A 14,706-nucleotide genomic window follows, 5' to 3' on the forward strand; every position below is an offset into this window, starting at 1 on the left:
CGCAATCTTGTGAGAGCAGGTGTTTGGTTCGTTCGCCTGTGTCGTGCGTGGACTGCGCGTAAGCTGGCAACCGTCGACACGTTATCGATGGCGACACCAAACACGTCTCATTCGAACGATTGCCAGCGGATGGGTGTCCCCGGGTCCGGCCGTTCGCGCGGCGACGCAGGCGATGAGCGGCCGGCGCACACCGGCTCACTCCTGGCCCCGGTTCACCGCACCGCGCGGCATCGCCCACGCAGCTCGGGAAGGAGATCGACATGCCCCATATAGCTTCGATCGGTACGTATTTACCCCCGTGGGGTACCCCCGGACACCGCCTCGTCGGTGACGACGAAGATGCCATCACCATGGCGGTAGAAGCCGGGCGCGCTGCCCTCGCCGGAGCTCCGGTGGACACAGTAGTGCTGATCACCCGCAATCTACCCCTGCTCGAAAGCAGCAACGCTGCAGTACTTCTCGCAGGGCTCGGGCTCGATCCGGAACTGGAGGTCACCGAACGACTTGGCGGCGCACCTGCCACTCTGGACGCGCTGGGATCTGCCCGGCCACGCACTTTGGTGATCGGTGTCGATCTCGATCCAGCCGGCGCCGCCGCCGCAGTGACGTCCGAAAATGGTTTACAAGTAAGGACGTCGGCGCGAATCGCCAGAAGCCTACCGGTTCGAACACGCAACCTGGCCGGTGCGATACACGAGTACGGCGACGCCCGGTTGGAACATGATCGAGGATTCCTGGCTTCTCTCGAAGCGGCCTGGTTGAAACATCCGTCCGCCGTTGCCGGCCTCGACGCCACGATGGCGGCCGAACTCGGCGACGGCCGTTCCACAGCGCTCCCGACCACGGGCGCGAGCTCGGGACTGTTTGCCCTCGCAGACATGGCCGAGTCGAAGACGACAGGACCGCTGGTGGGTGTGGAGCAGGCCAACCTCTCCGGCATCACCGTGGTGTCCGGTCCGGTGACGGTGCATCGTATCGAGCCACAGCCGCAAGTCCCGCGCCCGAGTGTCACGGTTCCCGGCATCGAAATTCCGATATCACTTGCGGCCTATGCACGGGCCTTCGAGTCCAAGGTTCGTTGGGAAGCAGGTCGGTTCGAAGACGGCGACGCGCTTGATTTCCCCCCTCGTTACCACCTGGCCGACAACGGAACGCTCGACACCCGGTACCAACTGGTTCCGCTGCCGCGTGTCGGCACCGTGTACACCGAGGCAACTGTGCATGTGCCGGTGCCGGGCCTCAAAACGCCGTACTCGTTGGTCATCGTCGAGCTCGACCATGTCGGCGTACGTGCCCTGGTGAAGGTGACCGGAGCACATGCCGGTTCGGTCGAGATCGGAGCCCGAGGACGTCTGACGCTTCGTCGGGTCGCGATCCGTTCGGGTGTTTCGGACTACGGCTATGCATTCGAACCCGACGTCATCATGAACCCGGCACATGCTGCCGATGCGGAAGGAGTGACTGTATGAGAAAAGTTGCAGTCGTCGGCGCGGGAATGACACCGTTCGCGGAGCATTTCGCCCTGGGGATGAAAGATCTACTGCCGATGGCCTATGCAGACGCCGCACACAGCGTGGACAAGGGTATCGAGAAGTCCGACATCGAAGCGGCGTGGTTCGGCGCAATGGGTACAACCGACGGATTCCCGTCGGGCGTTCTCGCCGATTCACTCGGAATACCCGACATCCCGGTAACTCGAATCGAGAACTCGTGCGCAACGGGCAACGACGCGATCCGAAATGCCCTGTACGGAATCGCCTCGGGTGCCTTCGAGGTGGCGCTGGTGATGGGTGCGGACAAGATTCGCGAGACGGCATCGAAAGCCATGTTGTGGGAGTGGGAATCGGCTTCGCGTGACATGGCGTGGGACTACCCACTCGGCGTTGTCTCCCCTGCCGGCTTTGCCCTGCATGTGAACCGTTACCTTCACGAATCGCCCGCAACACGTGAACACATGGCCATGATCGCGGTCAAGAATCACCGCCAAGGTGCGAACAACCCCAAAGCACGACTGCAATTCGAGATCACCATCGAGCAGGCACTCGAGGCTCCTACCGTGGTAACTCCGTTCGGCCTGTACGACTGCGCCCCGCAAAGCGATGGAGCTGCGGCGCTGATCCTTGCTTCCGAGGATGCAGTCGACCGATATACAGACCGCCCCGTCTGGGTACGCGGTGTCGGGTTGGGTCTCGATTCCGTCATGCATCAGCACAAGATCGACATGACCGCGTTCCCGGCCACCACACGGGCTGCCAAGCGTGCATTCCGCATGGCAGGAATGACTCCGGCCGATGTGGACGTCGCCGAGATCCATGACTACTTCACCGGAATCGAACTGATCAGCTACGAGGACCTGGGGTTTGCGGATCGGTTCGAGGGCTACAAGCTCCTCGAAACCGGTGAGACGTCCGTGGGCGGCTCGCTACCGGTGAATCCCAGTGGCGGACTGAAGTCGAAAGGTCACCCGCCGGGCGCGACCGGTGTGGCCCAATGTGTCGAGCTCTTCGACCAGCTGCGCGGGACAGCAATCAATCAAGTCGAGAATGCGCGAGTCGGTCTGGCACACAACATCGGTGGTCCCTCCGCCGTCTCCGCTGTAACCATCCTGGAAGGGCCTTGACCGTCCAACGGCCGACGAATTCTGCCCCTCCTCTCAGCGGTGCGTACCGCGAAGAGGAGGGGCAGAGCGCGTACTGCTGGCTTACTGTGAAGCCAGCTAGCGATCGTCCGCAGGCACCACAGGTCGAAAGACAGGCAGCACCATGCCTTCGTCGTCGGCACTGAAAAATACCTGGACCGCCAGGCCGACGGCGAGTTCGACGAAGTCGACGGCTGTGAGGTTCGTGTGGAAAAAGGGCCCGTCGTCCAGCTGCACCACCGCAACGATGGTCGGGCTGTCGGTGAACGTCCGGGAGTACTTGTGATGCACGACGGTCCACGTGTGCACGCGTCCCCGACCTGACGAACGTACCCATTCGGTGCTCTGCATTCCGTGAGTCGGGCATGATCCCGCGGGCCAGAACGACTTTCCGCACTCGGCACAGCGGTAGACCAGGAAAATGCCCTCCCTGCACGCATCCCAGAACGGTTGATCGATCGCGTCCTCGACCACATCGCCCGGAAGCGGGCGTCCCACGCTCACCGCGTCGCTCCCAGGACGAGGCTCGCGTGTGACCACGAGCCCTGCACACCACCATTGCCACCAGAACCACTCACAAGACATGTTTTTGGATCGTCGATCTGGCTGGAAGGCGCCTGACCACGCATCTGAAGTATCCCTTCGCTCAGCGGTGTGAAGCCTGTGGCATAGAAGCCGGACAGCTGGCCGCCACCTGTATTCGTCGGGATGCTGCCGTTCGGCCCGGTGTGGCCCGCTGCAACGAATTCGCCGCCCTCGCCGGGCGCGCAGAACCCGTACTCCTCCAGCTGCATCAGGACTGCGATCGTGAAGGGAGCGTACAGCTGTGCAGTATCGATGTCCTCGAGGTCGACGCCAGCCTGGCCGAGTGCAGTCCGAGCCGCTCGGCCGACATTCATCGACTCGAACATCGTTCCGTTCCACCATGTCTCGATTGCATGCGACGTTCCGCCACCGAGCACACTGACGGCTCGATCGGTGATGTCAGCGGCACGCTCGGTCGACGTGACGATGACGGCGGCACCGCCGTCGGTCGGTCGAGAGCAGTCGAGCAGGCGGAGTGGGTCGACGATCATCCGTGAACCCTGATGGTCGTCGAGGGTGATCGGCTGCTTGTACCCCTGGGCGCCGGGCCGCGTGGACGCATACTCCCTCTCGACGACCGCGACCCGGCCGAGATCCTCGGACGTCGTGCCGTACAACTCCATATGCCTACGGGCCGCGAGCGCGTAGGTGGCCGCAGGCCCTACCATGCCGTACAGGTATGGATAGCCGTAGCTGTAGGCCCTGATATCCCGCTCCGTTCCGTTCTCGGTATGCGGGGACAGCTTCTTGTGCGGCGACGAATAAGCCTCCCCGTAGAGGCAGGCAACGGTCGTAGCCTGACCGGTGGCGATCGCACCGGCGGCCACCAAGACGCTCGCGGTGGGCGACGTCCCGCCCGTCATCAAAGAGTACGAGAAGCCTGGGGAGAGTCCCAAGTATCTGAGATCCTCGAACGACGCGCCAACCATGATGTAGCCATCGATCTCCGACCGCCCGAGCCCGGCGTCCGCCAGCGCGAGATCGAGCGCCTGTCGACGCAATTCACGCCCGGATACGCCCAGATGACGGCCCTGCTCGGTCAAGCCCATGCCTACAATCGAAGCGTCCATCTGTGAACCCACCGTCTACCTTCCAGCGAAATCGACTATTAAACAGGCTCAGTTCGATCCCTGGTTCGTCCACATCTCTTCAGGAAGCGGCGACCCGAGGCCGTAGAGCTTCACGCCGTACACCCCCGTGCCCGACAACATCGCCGGCGTCGACCTGATGTAGAACACGCCCGGAACCAGATCGACCAGGCGTTCCTGGACTTCGTCGTACGCATTCTTTCGCTCTTCCTGTGTCGCTCCGACCCGACCCGCATCCAGTGCCCGGTCGAGTTCCGGGTCGCTGATGCCGGTCATGTTGCCCGACGACTTCGAATGGAAATTGACCCACAGTTCGGTATCGGGATCCAGAATGTTCGCGCTGGTGACCACCATCTGAAAATCGCGGTTCCCGACCACTGATTGAATAGTGGTGGAGTCCAGGGTTTTCACTCCGATGTCGACATTGTCGTAGACGCTCAGTTGTGTCTGAACGGCTTCCGCTGCGAGCTTGTTCTCCGCGCTGGAGAAGCTGGTGAAGTCGAACTTCACCGGGCTTCCTTCGTCGGCCAGCTCATCGAAGAGCGCCTGCGCTTCCTCCTGGTTGGTGTGCCTCAGTTCGATATCGCTGTAGTACGGCGACTCGGCGGAAAACAGCGTGTTCGGGACCTCACCTGCATCGCTGTAGACGATCATGTTGAGTGTTGCGAGATCGAGGGCCATCGACACCGCCCGGCGTGCCCGCGGATCGTCGAACGGCGCAGTACGGGTGTTCATGGCAAGGTACTGCCCACCGCCGGTCGCGACGACGTCTGTCCCGAGATTCTGGGCGTCGGCATCGTCCACGATTTTGGGATTGGTTTCGGAGCTGACATCGGTCGCACCGGTAGAGACAGCATTGAACCGCTGAGCGGCATCGGCGATGAAACGGAACGACACCGAGTCGAGGTAAGGCTTGGGCGCATCCCAGTATTCAGGGTTTTTGGACATGGTGATTCTGTCGTGGCGGCTCCAGCTGCTCATGGTGAACGGCCCGGCACCGACCGGCGCATCGTCGAACGCGGCACGGTTCTGACGGAGGGCGGTGGGTGACGCAATCCAGTTGAGTGCGCTGGTAACCACCGCTTGATCGAAATGTGAGTTGGGCGCCACCATCGTCACCTGCAAGGTGACGGGGTCAATCACTGTCATCGACGCGATTTGCGGACTGACTTTGCTTGCACCGGGACCGAGCGCCGGGTCCTTCATGCGCTCCCAGTTGAATCTGACCGCCTCGGCATCCAGTGGCGTGCCGTCGGTGAACATCAATTCCGGCCGCAATCTCATCGTGTACGTCGCGCCACCGTCGTCGGTCGAGAAAGCCTCGGCCATGTTGTAATCGATCTCCAACGTTTCGGGATCGTTGGTCATCAGCGTTCCGTAGAGCGCGTTGCCGATCATGGCTTGAGTCGCCCAGACGTTCCCCAGTGCGGCTGGGTCGAGCGAGCGTGGCTCACTGACCTGTACGGCCTCGATGCCGCCCCCGGCCACTGGATCGCCGACGTCTTCCGATTCTGCGGCCTGGGTGGAGGGCGAAGCACACGAGATGGTGAGCATCGCAGCGAAACCCAGTGCTGCAACAATACTGGGGAGTTGACTTCTACGTCGGATCATCGTCGCCTTTCGGGACAGAGTGCCATTGTGGTTTTCGAGAGCGAGAGTGGGTGTTCGCGGTAGTACGCGTCCAAGCGCCTCGAGTGACGGCTGCTCACAGGATCGCGCCGCAGAGTTTGAGTTCGATGATTCGGTCCCAGTCGAAGCCTAGGCCGAGGAGCACGTCCTCTGTGTCGGCACCGTGGGCCGGCGCCCTCCGAAGAACCGGCGGAGTCTCGTCGAATTGCACTGGCCCGTTCGGAAAAGTCAGCTCGATGCCGTCGTCGAACTCCACCGCGGAGAGATAGTCGTTCGCAACGACTTGCGGATCGGTGAGGACCTCTTCCACGGATTGAACCGGAGCCCAGGGCAGGTGGGACCTTTCGAACCGAGCGACCCAATCGGAGTAGGTGCGGTCCGCGAAGATCTCGTCCAGTATCCGGAGGCACTCAGATCGGTTGTGAGCCCGGCTTGCCATGGTGGAGAGGCGATCGTCATCGAGCAGATCTTCGCGCCCGATGATGCTGCAGAGCTCGGGCCAGTATCGATCGGGTTGCAGGAGAGCCAGGGTGATGTGGCGACCGTCCTTGGTGCGGAATACGTTACCCAGCGGGTTCGGTCCTTCCCCACGCGATGTTCGGGCGCGAGGCATCTGGCCCTGCAGCGCACCCAGCATGTCTGAACCGAGTGTCCACATCGCACTGCCAAGCAAGGACACGTCCACGACGGACGCATCCCCCGTGCGCTCCCGTCGGAAGAGTGCGCTCGATACTCCGAAAGCAAGGTTCATCGCCGCCTGGCGGTCACCGAATGCACCACGTGGATTCAACGGGTGCTCCATGCTCTCGGGCGTCAGCACGTGCGCCATTCCTCCACGTGACCAAAAGGCCGTGTTGTCGTATGCCGGAACATCTTTGTCGGGACCGCGAACACCAAATCCATGTCCGCGCGCGTAGATCAGGCGCGGATTGATTTCTCGCAAAGTTTCGACGCTCAGTCCCAGCCGGTCGAGGGCTGTCGATCGGAAGTTAGTCAAGAACACGTCGGCGTCGGCGATCAACGCGTAGAAAATGTCTCGTCCCTCGGCGCTCTTCAAATCGAGACCGATACTTCGTTTGCCCCGGTTGGCTAGCTCGACGGAGTAGTTGACTGTCTCGCTGCCGGTAGTGACACCCTGCTCCACCAGTCCTCGGTAGGGGTCACCGGCTGAGGGGGATTCGACCTTGATCACCTCGGCTCCCCAATCGCACAGCAGGGCACCGGCGACCGGCACGAACACCCATTGGGCCAGTTCGACGACTTTCACGCCCGCGAAGACCCCGGGTCCAGGCGATGAAGCGTCACCCCTCCCCTCGCCTTCGCGGTCTGTCTGCGTCGAGCGAGCCATCAGCCGAGGTTGGGGACGGTGGGGGTGAAACGGAACAGTTTCTCGGCGTTGCCGCGGAGCAGTTTGTACTGGGTGGCTTCGGGAAGATGCTGAATCTGTTTGCGGGCGACGTTGATGGAGTCGGGCCAGGTGCTATCGGAGTGCGGGTAGTCGGTCTCGAACATGATGTTGTCCTCGCCGATGAGATCGATGTTGGCGATACCGGCCTCGTCCTCGATGAAGCAGCCGTAGACGTGGTCTCTGAACCGTTGGCGGATGTCGAGGTCCATGGGGACCTCGGTGGCGGCATGGCCTTCGAACTTGACGCCTTTGGCGGCCCAGAAACGTTGCTTGGTGTAGACCTGCTCGGCGCGTTCGAGGAAGTACGGAATCCACCCGATATTGCCCTCGGACAGAGCGATTTTCAGGTTGGGATGCTTGGCGAAGTAGTCACTGAAAAGCCACTGCAACATCGTCCCCGCAGTACGGGTCGCCCCCCAGGTGAGATTGGCCATGAAGGGTGCGTCGCTGGCGATGGTAGGCAATTGCGAGGAGGACCCGACATGCATGGAGATGACGAGGTCGTTGTCGGCTGCGGCGGCCATGACGGGGTCCCAGTATCGGCTGGGATCGTTGATGGTCGGAAGGCCCAGAGGTTCGGGGTTTTCGGAGAACGCGACAGAACGCGCACCCAGAGCAGCGGTACGTTCGATCTCCTTGACAGCCAACTGCGGGTCCCAGAGCGGAATGATCACCAACGGAATGAACCGGCCCGGGTCGGTGGCACACCACTCCTCGAAGATCCAGTCGTTGTAGGCCTGCAAGCAGCGCAACGCAAGATCCTTGTCCTCGGCTTCATAGAAAATCTGACCGCAGAACCGAGGAAAAGACGGGAACCCGAGAGAGGCCAGAATACCGGCCTCGTTCATGTGCTCGAGCCGGACCTTCGGGTCGTAGCACCCAGGATGCATGTCCGCATACGTGATCGCCTCCGGACTGAACTCCTCCCGAGACTTCCCGACCACAGCCGACAGCCCACTGGTGGGAACGATGCGATTCTCGTACACCCACGTCTCCTTGTCACCGTTGCGCACAAGCTTGGGCGCACGGTCACGATCCTTCGACGCGATCCGGTCCTGCCACACATGGGGCGGCTCGAGAATGTGGTCATCGACCGAAATCAACCAGTTCAAATCAGGATTGGCACTCGATGTCGTCAACAGAAAACTCCGTTCGCTCGCTCGGAACCGACGAACAACCAAGTGCCCGTCCGCCTCCGAGAAATGGTGCGGGATACTGGACTCCCGATACCGCCGTAACGAGAATCACACTCTCGTACAATATAGAACGTAGATCACATTTGCAATGGAACCTAGGCCCGAGGTACAGCGGATGCCTGGCCCCGAGGGCTGTCGATTGGAGGCATGACATCCCGATTGTGGGAGTGCGACAGCCGATCTCGATCGTCCGCTCACGTGGAGACATCCAGCCGTTTCCCGGAAATGCCTCGAAAGCTGCTCGACCAGAGTACTTTTATGCGAGTCAGCGTGTGTTGCCCGTGCGCGGGCTCGACTGATGCTCGAGCTCGGTAATTGTCCCGCGTTGTGCAATTGCGGGTTCGAACGTGACCGTCGAGCGACTGCCTCCGGTACGCAAAGCCAATCACGCAATTCCCCTGTTGTGTCCCCAATCCTCGGAGGAACTCGAGTCGATGCGAACAATCCCCGGCCAACTGAAGCAGCTCTACGAGACGGAGGGATGGTGGACGACGGAGTCGATTGGCATGATGGTCGCAGCCGGGTTGCAGGCACATCCCGATGTCACCTTCAGGGTGCACTCTGCAGTACGCCCGTACGAGGGAACGTACGGCGACGTCGAGCTCGTCGCGAGGCGCCTGGCCGCCGGCTTGCGAGAACGGGGAGTGGGACCGGGTGATGTGGTGGTCATGCAGCTTCCGAACTGGATGGAAGCTGCAGCCACCTTCTGGGCCTCCTCGTTCCTCGGTGCAGTCGTGGTCCCCGTGGTGCATTTCTATGGAGCCAAGGAACTGAGGTTCGTCTTGGCCGAGACCGAACCGAAGGTGTACATCACGGCCCAACAGTTCGGGCGGATGAAGTACGACCCAGCGGTGAGCGAGCAGGTCCCGATCGTGGGCATTGTCGGTGCCGGCTTCGACGAACTGCTCGCCGACCAGCCGATGGAGGGAACGCTCGAAGTCGATCCGTCCACCCCGGCAGTCATCGCGTTCACCTCGGGTACGACGCGCGACCCGAAAGGCGTCGTCCACAGTCATCAAACTCTCGGCTTCGAGACACGCCAGCTGGCTGCCAATTATCCAGCTGACCGTGGGCCGCAGTTGACCGCACTCCCGGTGGGCCACTTCATCGGCATGGTGAGCGCCCTGTTGACACCTGTCCTCGACGGAAGTTCGATCGACCTGCTGGACCAGTGGGACCCCGCACGGGTGCTCGGCTTGATGGACAGTCACGGAATTGCGATCGGTGGCGGTCCTCCGTATTTCGTTACCAGCCTGGTGGACCAACCCGAGTTCACACCGGCCCATCTGAAGTATTTGAAGTACATGGGGCTGGGAGGCTCCTCGGTTCCACCGACGGTGACACGCCAGCTCGCCGAACTCGGCATTTGCGTCACGCGGTCCTATGGGAGCACCGAACATCCCTCGGTCACAGGATCGACCTACAGCGCACCCGAGAGCAAACGTTTGAACACGGACGGTGCGCCACGCCTGGGTGTCGAGATCAAATTGGCCCAAGACGGTGAAATTTTGAGTCGAGGTCCCGACCTATGTCTCGGATACACGAGTGATTTGTTGACCGACAACGCGTTCGATGCGGACGGTTGGTATCGCACGGGTGATGTCGGCGTCCTGGTGGACGGCTATCTGACCATCACGGATCGAAAATCGGATGTCATCATCCGCGGCGGAGAGAATATCAGTGCGGTAGAGGTCGAAGACGTTCTGCTATCCATGCCCGGCATAGCCGAGGCGGTTGTCGTCGCCGGTCAAGACGCTCGGCTCGGCGAGCACGCTACTGGCGTGGTGCGGGTGCGCCACGATTGCGAGACTCCATCGTTGGACGACGTGCGAGCCCATTTCGATCGTGCGGAGATAGCGCGCCAGAAGTGGCCTGAGGAGCTGTTCGTGGTCGACGACTTCCCACGTACCGCAAGCGGGAAAGTTCAAAAGTTTCTTGTGCGTGACAGCATTTCCGACCTACGCGTGGCGGCAGCCAACGACTCGACCGATGACACGGGGAACCGATGAGGATACCAACGCGAAGAACAGAGGCAGCAATGAACGACACCGACGGATCGACCCAACGCACGACGAGTAGGCACGCATGAACGCGTCGATTGCTTTACCCGTACCCGATACCCTCGAGGTGGCACAGTCCCCAGAGTGGCTCAGCGCGGCGCTGCAGCAACGTTATCCGGGAATACAGGTGCATAAGGTGACGCCGGGAACTGTCGTGTCGAGGGTATCCACGAATGCCCGATTCTCCATCGAATACTCGGGAACAACCGAGCAAGTCCCTCGGGATCTGTGTGTGAAGGGATACTTCAACGAGCTCGGCCGGGCAGCACGTTTCATCGGCGAAGCGGAGACCTACTTCTATCGAGATCTCGCGGGAGCGATAGGGATACGAACTCTGAACAATGTCTACGCGGATGTGGATCCGGTGACACGCCATGGCGTGGTCATCACCGAAGACCTCGTTACCGCAGGTGGAGAGTTTTTGGACGCCAGAACGCACTACACACCGAGCCAGGCTGCCACCATCTTGCGTGACATGGCCAAGCTGCACGCGAGCACCTGGAACAACCCACGCTGGGCCGACACTCCCTGGCTCCGAGCCCGGATCGGCAAGACCCTTTCGTATTGGGGTGAGGAGGCCGTACTTTCGCGAATCGGCGCCAACATGTCAGGCCCCAATGGACGGCGTGTGCCGGCGGCGGCGCGAAACCCGAAACTGATCTTCGATGCCTACACCAGGCTCGTTGCCGAGACCGTATCCGCTGTCAACGACGGAACCACCTCGTGGTGCGTAATTCACGGTGACGGCCACCCGGGGAACCTCATACTCGATGCGGACGGTCGGCCGGCCCTGGTCGATTGGCAGCTCGTTCAGCGCGGCATCTGGTATTTCGATGTCGCGTACCACATCGCCTCGACACTCAGTGTTGAGGACCGCCGACGGAGCGAACGAGAACTGTTGGCTCAGTACCTCGCCGACCTGGCCGAGTTCGGTGCCGAGGCTCCGGACTTCGACGAGGCCTGGCGCCAGTACGGTCGCGGTATCGTGCACGGTTTGTACCTGTGGGGAATAACCGCGGAAGTTGAACCACAGTTGATCGAGATTCTTGTCCACAGGCTGGGCACCGCCGCTGCAGATCACGACGCTTTGACAGGCATACTGGGAGGAGCGTAAAGAAAACGGTGGACCTCGTAGGCGCTCAGTGAGAGTCCTAGGAGGTCCACCGTTTTCGTTTATGCGACAAGCGGTTACGACTCATTCCTTCTTTTTGATCGTCTATTCGCATGAGCAGGCGAAGTGTCAGTGACTACCTCGGTCGAGTGCTGCGCGGCAGAAGTCCCAGAGGTAAGCGGTCGAAATCTCCTCTCCGTCCGAACTTACGCCGAGGGCGAATTGATGGTAAAAGGATTCGACAAGATGCTGGATAATACGGGCGTCTCGTTCGGGATCGACGATGTGGAGCACACCGGCGTCGGCCGCGTTTCGTAGAACGCCCACGATCAGTGCGAAGTACGGCGCAGTAACCAGTGCTACGTCGGCTGGGTAGTCGACCTGGAGCCGAAGATGCTCCCGCACGATCGCCGCCCCCATCAAGGTCTGCCGCTTGGAGTTCCGCCTCGATGCCGGGCCTGTGACCACAGCCTGCACCTTCTTCAACGGATCTGCCATCGCCCCGACTGCACTCTCGATCTTCGCGACCGAGGAATGAATTTCTTCCTCCAGTATCGCCAGAACCAGCAGATCCTTGGTTTCGAAATGCCGGTACACCGTCTGCAGCGCTACCCCAGCTTCGACACTGACCTGCTTCATGGTGAACCGAAAACCCCCGGTCTCCTTGAACATCTCGCGGCCCGCGTTGATAATTTCGCGGGCGGTCGTCAATTGACGCGCCGAGGCCTGATCTTGCGCCCGTACCGCCGAGCGATCGAGCGCTCTCGACTCCCACACCGACTGTGCACGAACGGGAGACATCTCCTTCATTGCTGACCAAACCTCACTGTCGTCTTTTCGAACCGCGCACAGTTGGCGTCGCTGCGGTCCCGGCGGTTCGACGACCGATGCGCCGCTGCTGCCGACCGCTGACGAGTATATCGCCTGCAGGGTCGAGGCGGCACCCGACAGTCAGAACATGCCGGGTACCTGTTCGTGGCGGTATGCGGACGATCAGACGCGGACGGCGCCCGGTTCGGCGAGCCGTTGTTCGTCGATGACGACCTGCAGGCGCTGCAAAGTTTCGGCGAGGCCAGGCCCCAGGCGTTTGCCGGGAGCAAACGTGGCCGGGAGGTTGCGCATCCCTTGAATGGTCCCGACCGATTCGTAGTGGACAGCGCTTTCTGGGTCGCAGTAATAATCCGGCATTCTGTCCAAGACGGCGATCAGCATTTTCTTGAACAGGGCACGGGCGAGGTTCGAACCGATACAACGGTGCATCCCGATACCGAAACTGAAGTGCCGATTGGCTGTTCGGCCCAGATCGACGGTGTGCGGATCGGCGAACAGTTCGGGGTCGCGGTTGGCCATTGCCCATGACAGCCAGAGTCGCTCGCCCTCGCGAACCTCGACACCCTGGTACTCGCAATCGGCGGAAACTGTACGGCCCGCCCCCGCCAACGGGGTGTAGTAGCGAAGAAATTCTTCGGTCGCGGAGTTCAACATGACGTCGCGTTCCTCGCTGAGCGTGGAGCGCTGGTCCGGATTCTGAGACAACCATTCGAGGGCGTGCGACGCCAATGCAGTGGTCGTGTCGAACCCTCCGCCGATGAGCAGACTGAGGATGCCGAGGATTTCTGCGTCGTCGGGGTGTGCGCCGTCGACCTCTGCCCGGACGAGGGCGTCGATCATGCCCGGCCGGGGGTTCTCTCTGATGCTCGCGATGCTTGCCCGTAAGTCGGCTCCCATCACCTTCTTGAGCTCACCGACTCGTGCCATGTCGGGTGAGTTCGGCGGGGTGTAGATGGAGGCGTGGACCGGTTCGCAGTAGACGGACCACTTTTCGATCGGAATACCGAGCATTCCGAGTGTGATGACCGCCGGTGCGATGTTGACAAGGTCGTCGACGAAGTCGATGGAACCCGACTCGATCTTCTCGTCGATGGAAGCCCGGATCACTTCTTCGATAATCGGATGCCACTTGGCTATACCAGCGGGAGAAAGGAACGGGTTGAGTATTTTTCGATATTTTCCATGCTCGGGTTCATCCATTTCGGCGATACCACCGCGAATGCTCGTCACATTGGCTGCAGGCGGAATGGTGACACCCCGGTATCCCTTGCGTAGGCCCCGCACATCGTGGTCACTGGACACGTCGGCTGACCGGGCCAGCGTAAAATTCGCGTCGGCGGTGGACGTGACCCAATGTCCGCCATGGGTGTCGGACCAAGCAATCGGGCACTTCTCCTGCATCGTCTCGGTAATCGCAACGAAGTTATCGCGATACTCCGGACCATGGCGCTCGAAATGAAACTCGGGCTTTTTACCGGTGGCTGCCTTCTCATCGGTCATCGTCGTGGTCCTCTACTTCGATCGCTTGTTCGGGGCAGGACTGTTGGGCACTTCGCACCGGTGACTCCAGCCCCGGCGGAACCGGGTCGGTGGCCACCGACGCATGGCCGTCCATGTCGTTCAGTTCGAACACCGCTGGTGCAGCCATCGCGCACAGCGTGTGCCCTTGGCAGCGGTCCGAGTCGACTCTAACCCTCACTGTTTTCCCCGTTCACTGTGCGGCGCAACACCACGACAGGAATTTCCCGTTCCGTGCGCCCGGCATACACGTTGTAGTTCGGCCACGCTTCGGCTGCGAGCCGCCACAGGCGGTCGCGCTCGTCACCTTTCGCGATGTGTGCGCGCGCGGGAAAGCGCTCTGCAAGCACCTGAACCGTCACCTGCGGCTCTGCCTTCAAGTTTACGAACCAGTTGGGCGCTTGGGGCGCGCCGCCCTTGGACGCGATGACGATGTAGTCGTCTCCGTCTCTCGCGTAGATGAGTGGGGTTTCCCGAGGTTGGCCGCTCTTGCGTCCAACTGTCGTCAACAGGAGGCACGTCACCCCGTTCCAAATATGTCCTACCACTCCCCCTGTTGCCCGGTAGCGTTCGACATGTTCGCCGTTGAGCAACGAGGTGTCGGTCGGACTGTACGATGCTCGACTCTGGTTGGTGGTCACT

The 14,706-nt window shown here is 61.3% G+C and carries 13 protein-coding genes; 4 read left to right on the forward strand and 9 right to left on the reverse strand.

What is annotated here, in order from left to right; translation table 11 throughout:
* The first annotated feature begins 260 nt into the window (after window positions 1-260).
* Together D8W71_RS21140 and D8W71_RS21145 are read left to right on the forward strand one after the other, a co-directional pair.
* Window positions 261-1,469, forward strand: a complete 1,209-nt coding sequence (locus tag D8W71_RS21140; protein ID WP_121116283.1) for an OB-fold domain-containing protein — start codon at window positions 261-263, stop codon at window positions 1,467-1,469.
* Entirely contained in the window at window positions 1,466-2,620 is a 1,155-nt protein-coding gene (locus tag D8W71_RS21145; RefSeq protein ID WP_121116285.1) for a thiolase C-terminal domain-containing protein, read from the forward strand. The genes D8W71_RS21140 and D8W71_RS21145 overlap by 4 nt, the downstream gene beginning before the upstream one ends.
* A 96-nt stretch (window positions 2,621-2,716) precedes the next feature.
* Here D8W71_RS21145 and D8W71_RS21150 read toward each other — a convergent pair whose 3' ends face one another.
* The 5 genes from D8W71_RS21150 to D8W71_RS21170 all read right to left on the reverse strand — a co-directional run bounded on the left by D8W71_RS21150 (window position 2,717) and on the right by D8W71_RS21170 (window position 8,487).
* Window positions 2,717-3,142, reverse strand: coding sequence for a Zn-ribbon domain-containing OB-fold protein (locus D8W71_RS21150; RefSeq protein ID WP_161965481.1), 426 nt, complete (start codon window positions 3,140-3,142; stop codon window positions 2,717-2,719).
* Window positions 3,139-4,293 (reverse strand): thiolase family protein, encoded by a 1,155-nt coding sequence (locus D8W71_RS21155; RefSeq protein ID WP_236077539.1) that lies wholly within the window; start codon window positions 4,291-4,293, stop codon window positions 3,139-3,141. The genes D8W71_RS21150 and D8W71_RS21155 overlap by 4 nt, the downstream gene beginning before the upstream one ends.
* A gap of 48 nt (window positions 4,294-4,341) precedes the next feature.
* On the reverse strand, window positions 4,342-5,922 hold the full coding sequence (locus D8W71_RS21160) for an ABC transporter substrate-binding protein (RefSeq protein ID WP_121116291.1): 1,581 nt from the start codon (window positions 5,920-5,922) through the stop codon (window positions 4,342-4,344).
* 94 nt (window positions 5,923-6,016) lie between these two features.
* The gene (locus D8W71_RS21165) at window positions 6,017-7,288 is read right to left on the reverse strand and encodes a CaiB/BaiF CoA transferase family protein (RefSeq protein WP_121116293.1); all 1,272 of its coding nucleotides are present in this window, start codon (window positions 7,286-7,288) and stop codon (window positions 6,017-6,019) included.
* Window positions 7,288-8,487, reverse strand: a complete 1,200-nt coding sequence (locus D8W71_RS21170) for an amidohydrolase family protein (RefSeq protein WP_236077540.1) — start codon at window positions 8,485-8,487, stop codon at window positions 7,288-7,290. The genes D8W71_RS21165 and D8W71_RS21170 overlap by 1 nt, the downstream gene beginning before the upstream one ends.
* Window positions 8,488-8,978: 491 nt before the next feature.
* Here D8W71_RS21170 and D8W71_RS21175 point away from each other — a divergent pair, with 491 nt between their 5' ends.
* Together D8W71_RS21175 and D8W71_RS21180 are read left to right on the forward strand one after the other, a co-directional pair.
* Entirely contained in the window at window positions 8,979-10,553 is a 1,575-nt protein-coding gene (locus tag D8W71_RS21175) for an AMP-binding protein (RefSeq protein WP_121119704.1), read from the forward strand.
* A 187-nt stretch (window positions 10,554-10,740) separates the two neighbouring features.
* The gene (locus tag D8W71_RS21180; RefSeq protein WP_328588801.1) at window positions 10,741-11,718 is read left to right on the forward strand and encodes a phosphotransferase; all 978 of its coding nucleotides are present in this window, start codon (window positions 10,741-10,743) and stop codon (window positions 11,716-11,718) included.
* Window positions 11,719-11,844: 126 nt separating this feature from the next.
* On the opposite strand, the gene D8W71_RS21185 is transcribed toward D8W71_RS21180, so the two are convergent.
* From D8W71_RS21185 to D8W71_RS21200, 4 genes are all read right to left on the reverse strand, one after another.
* A complete protein-coding gene (locus D8W71_RS21185; RefSeq protein WP_161965482.1) occupies window positions 11,845-12,516 on the reverse strand; it encodes a TetR/AcrR family transcriptional regulator in 672 nt (223 codons plus the stop codon).
* A 192-nt stretch (window positions 12,517-12,708) separates the two neighbouring features.
* Window positions 12,709-14,046, reverse strand: coding sequence for a cytochrome P450 (locus D8W71_RS21190; RefSeq protein ID WP_121116298.1), 1,338 nt, complete (start codon window positions 14,044-14,046; stop codon window positions 12,709-12,711).
* Window positions 14,036-14,245 (reverse strand): ferredoxin, encoded by a 210-nt coding sequence (locus tag D8W71_RS21195; protein ID WP_121116300.1) that lies wholly within the window; start codon window positions 14,243-14,245, stop codon window positions 14,036-14,038. Before D8W71_RS21195 ends, D8W71_RS21190 begins: the two co-directional genes overlap by 11 nt.
* Window positions 14,235-14,705 carry a nitroreductase family deazaflavin-dependent oxidoreductase gene (locus D8W71_RS21200; protein ID WP_121116302.1) on the reverse strand — a complete coding sequence of 157 codons (471 nt, stop codon included), beginning with the start codon at window positions 14,703-14,705 and terminating at the stop codon, window positions 14,235-14,237. Before D8W71_RS21200 ends, D8W71_RS21195 begins: the two co-directional genes overlap by 11 nt.
* Window position 14,706: the final 1 nt, after the last annotated feature.

Source organism: Rhodococcus sp. P1Y (genome assembly GCF_003641205.1).
Taxonomy (GTDB): domain Bacteria; phylum Actinomycetota; class Actinomycetes; order Mycobacteriales; family Mycobacteriaceae; genus Rhodococcoides.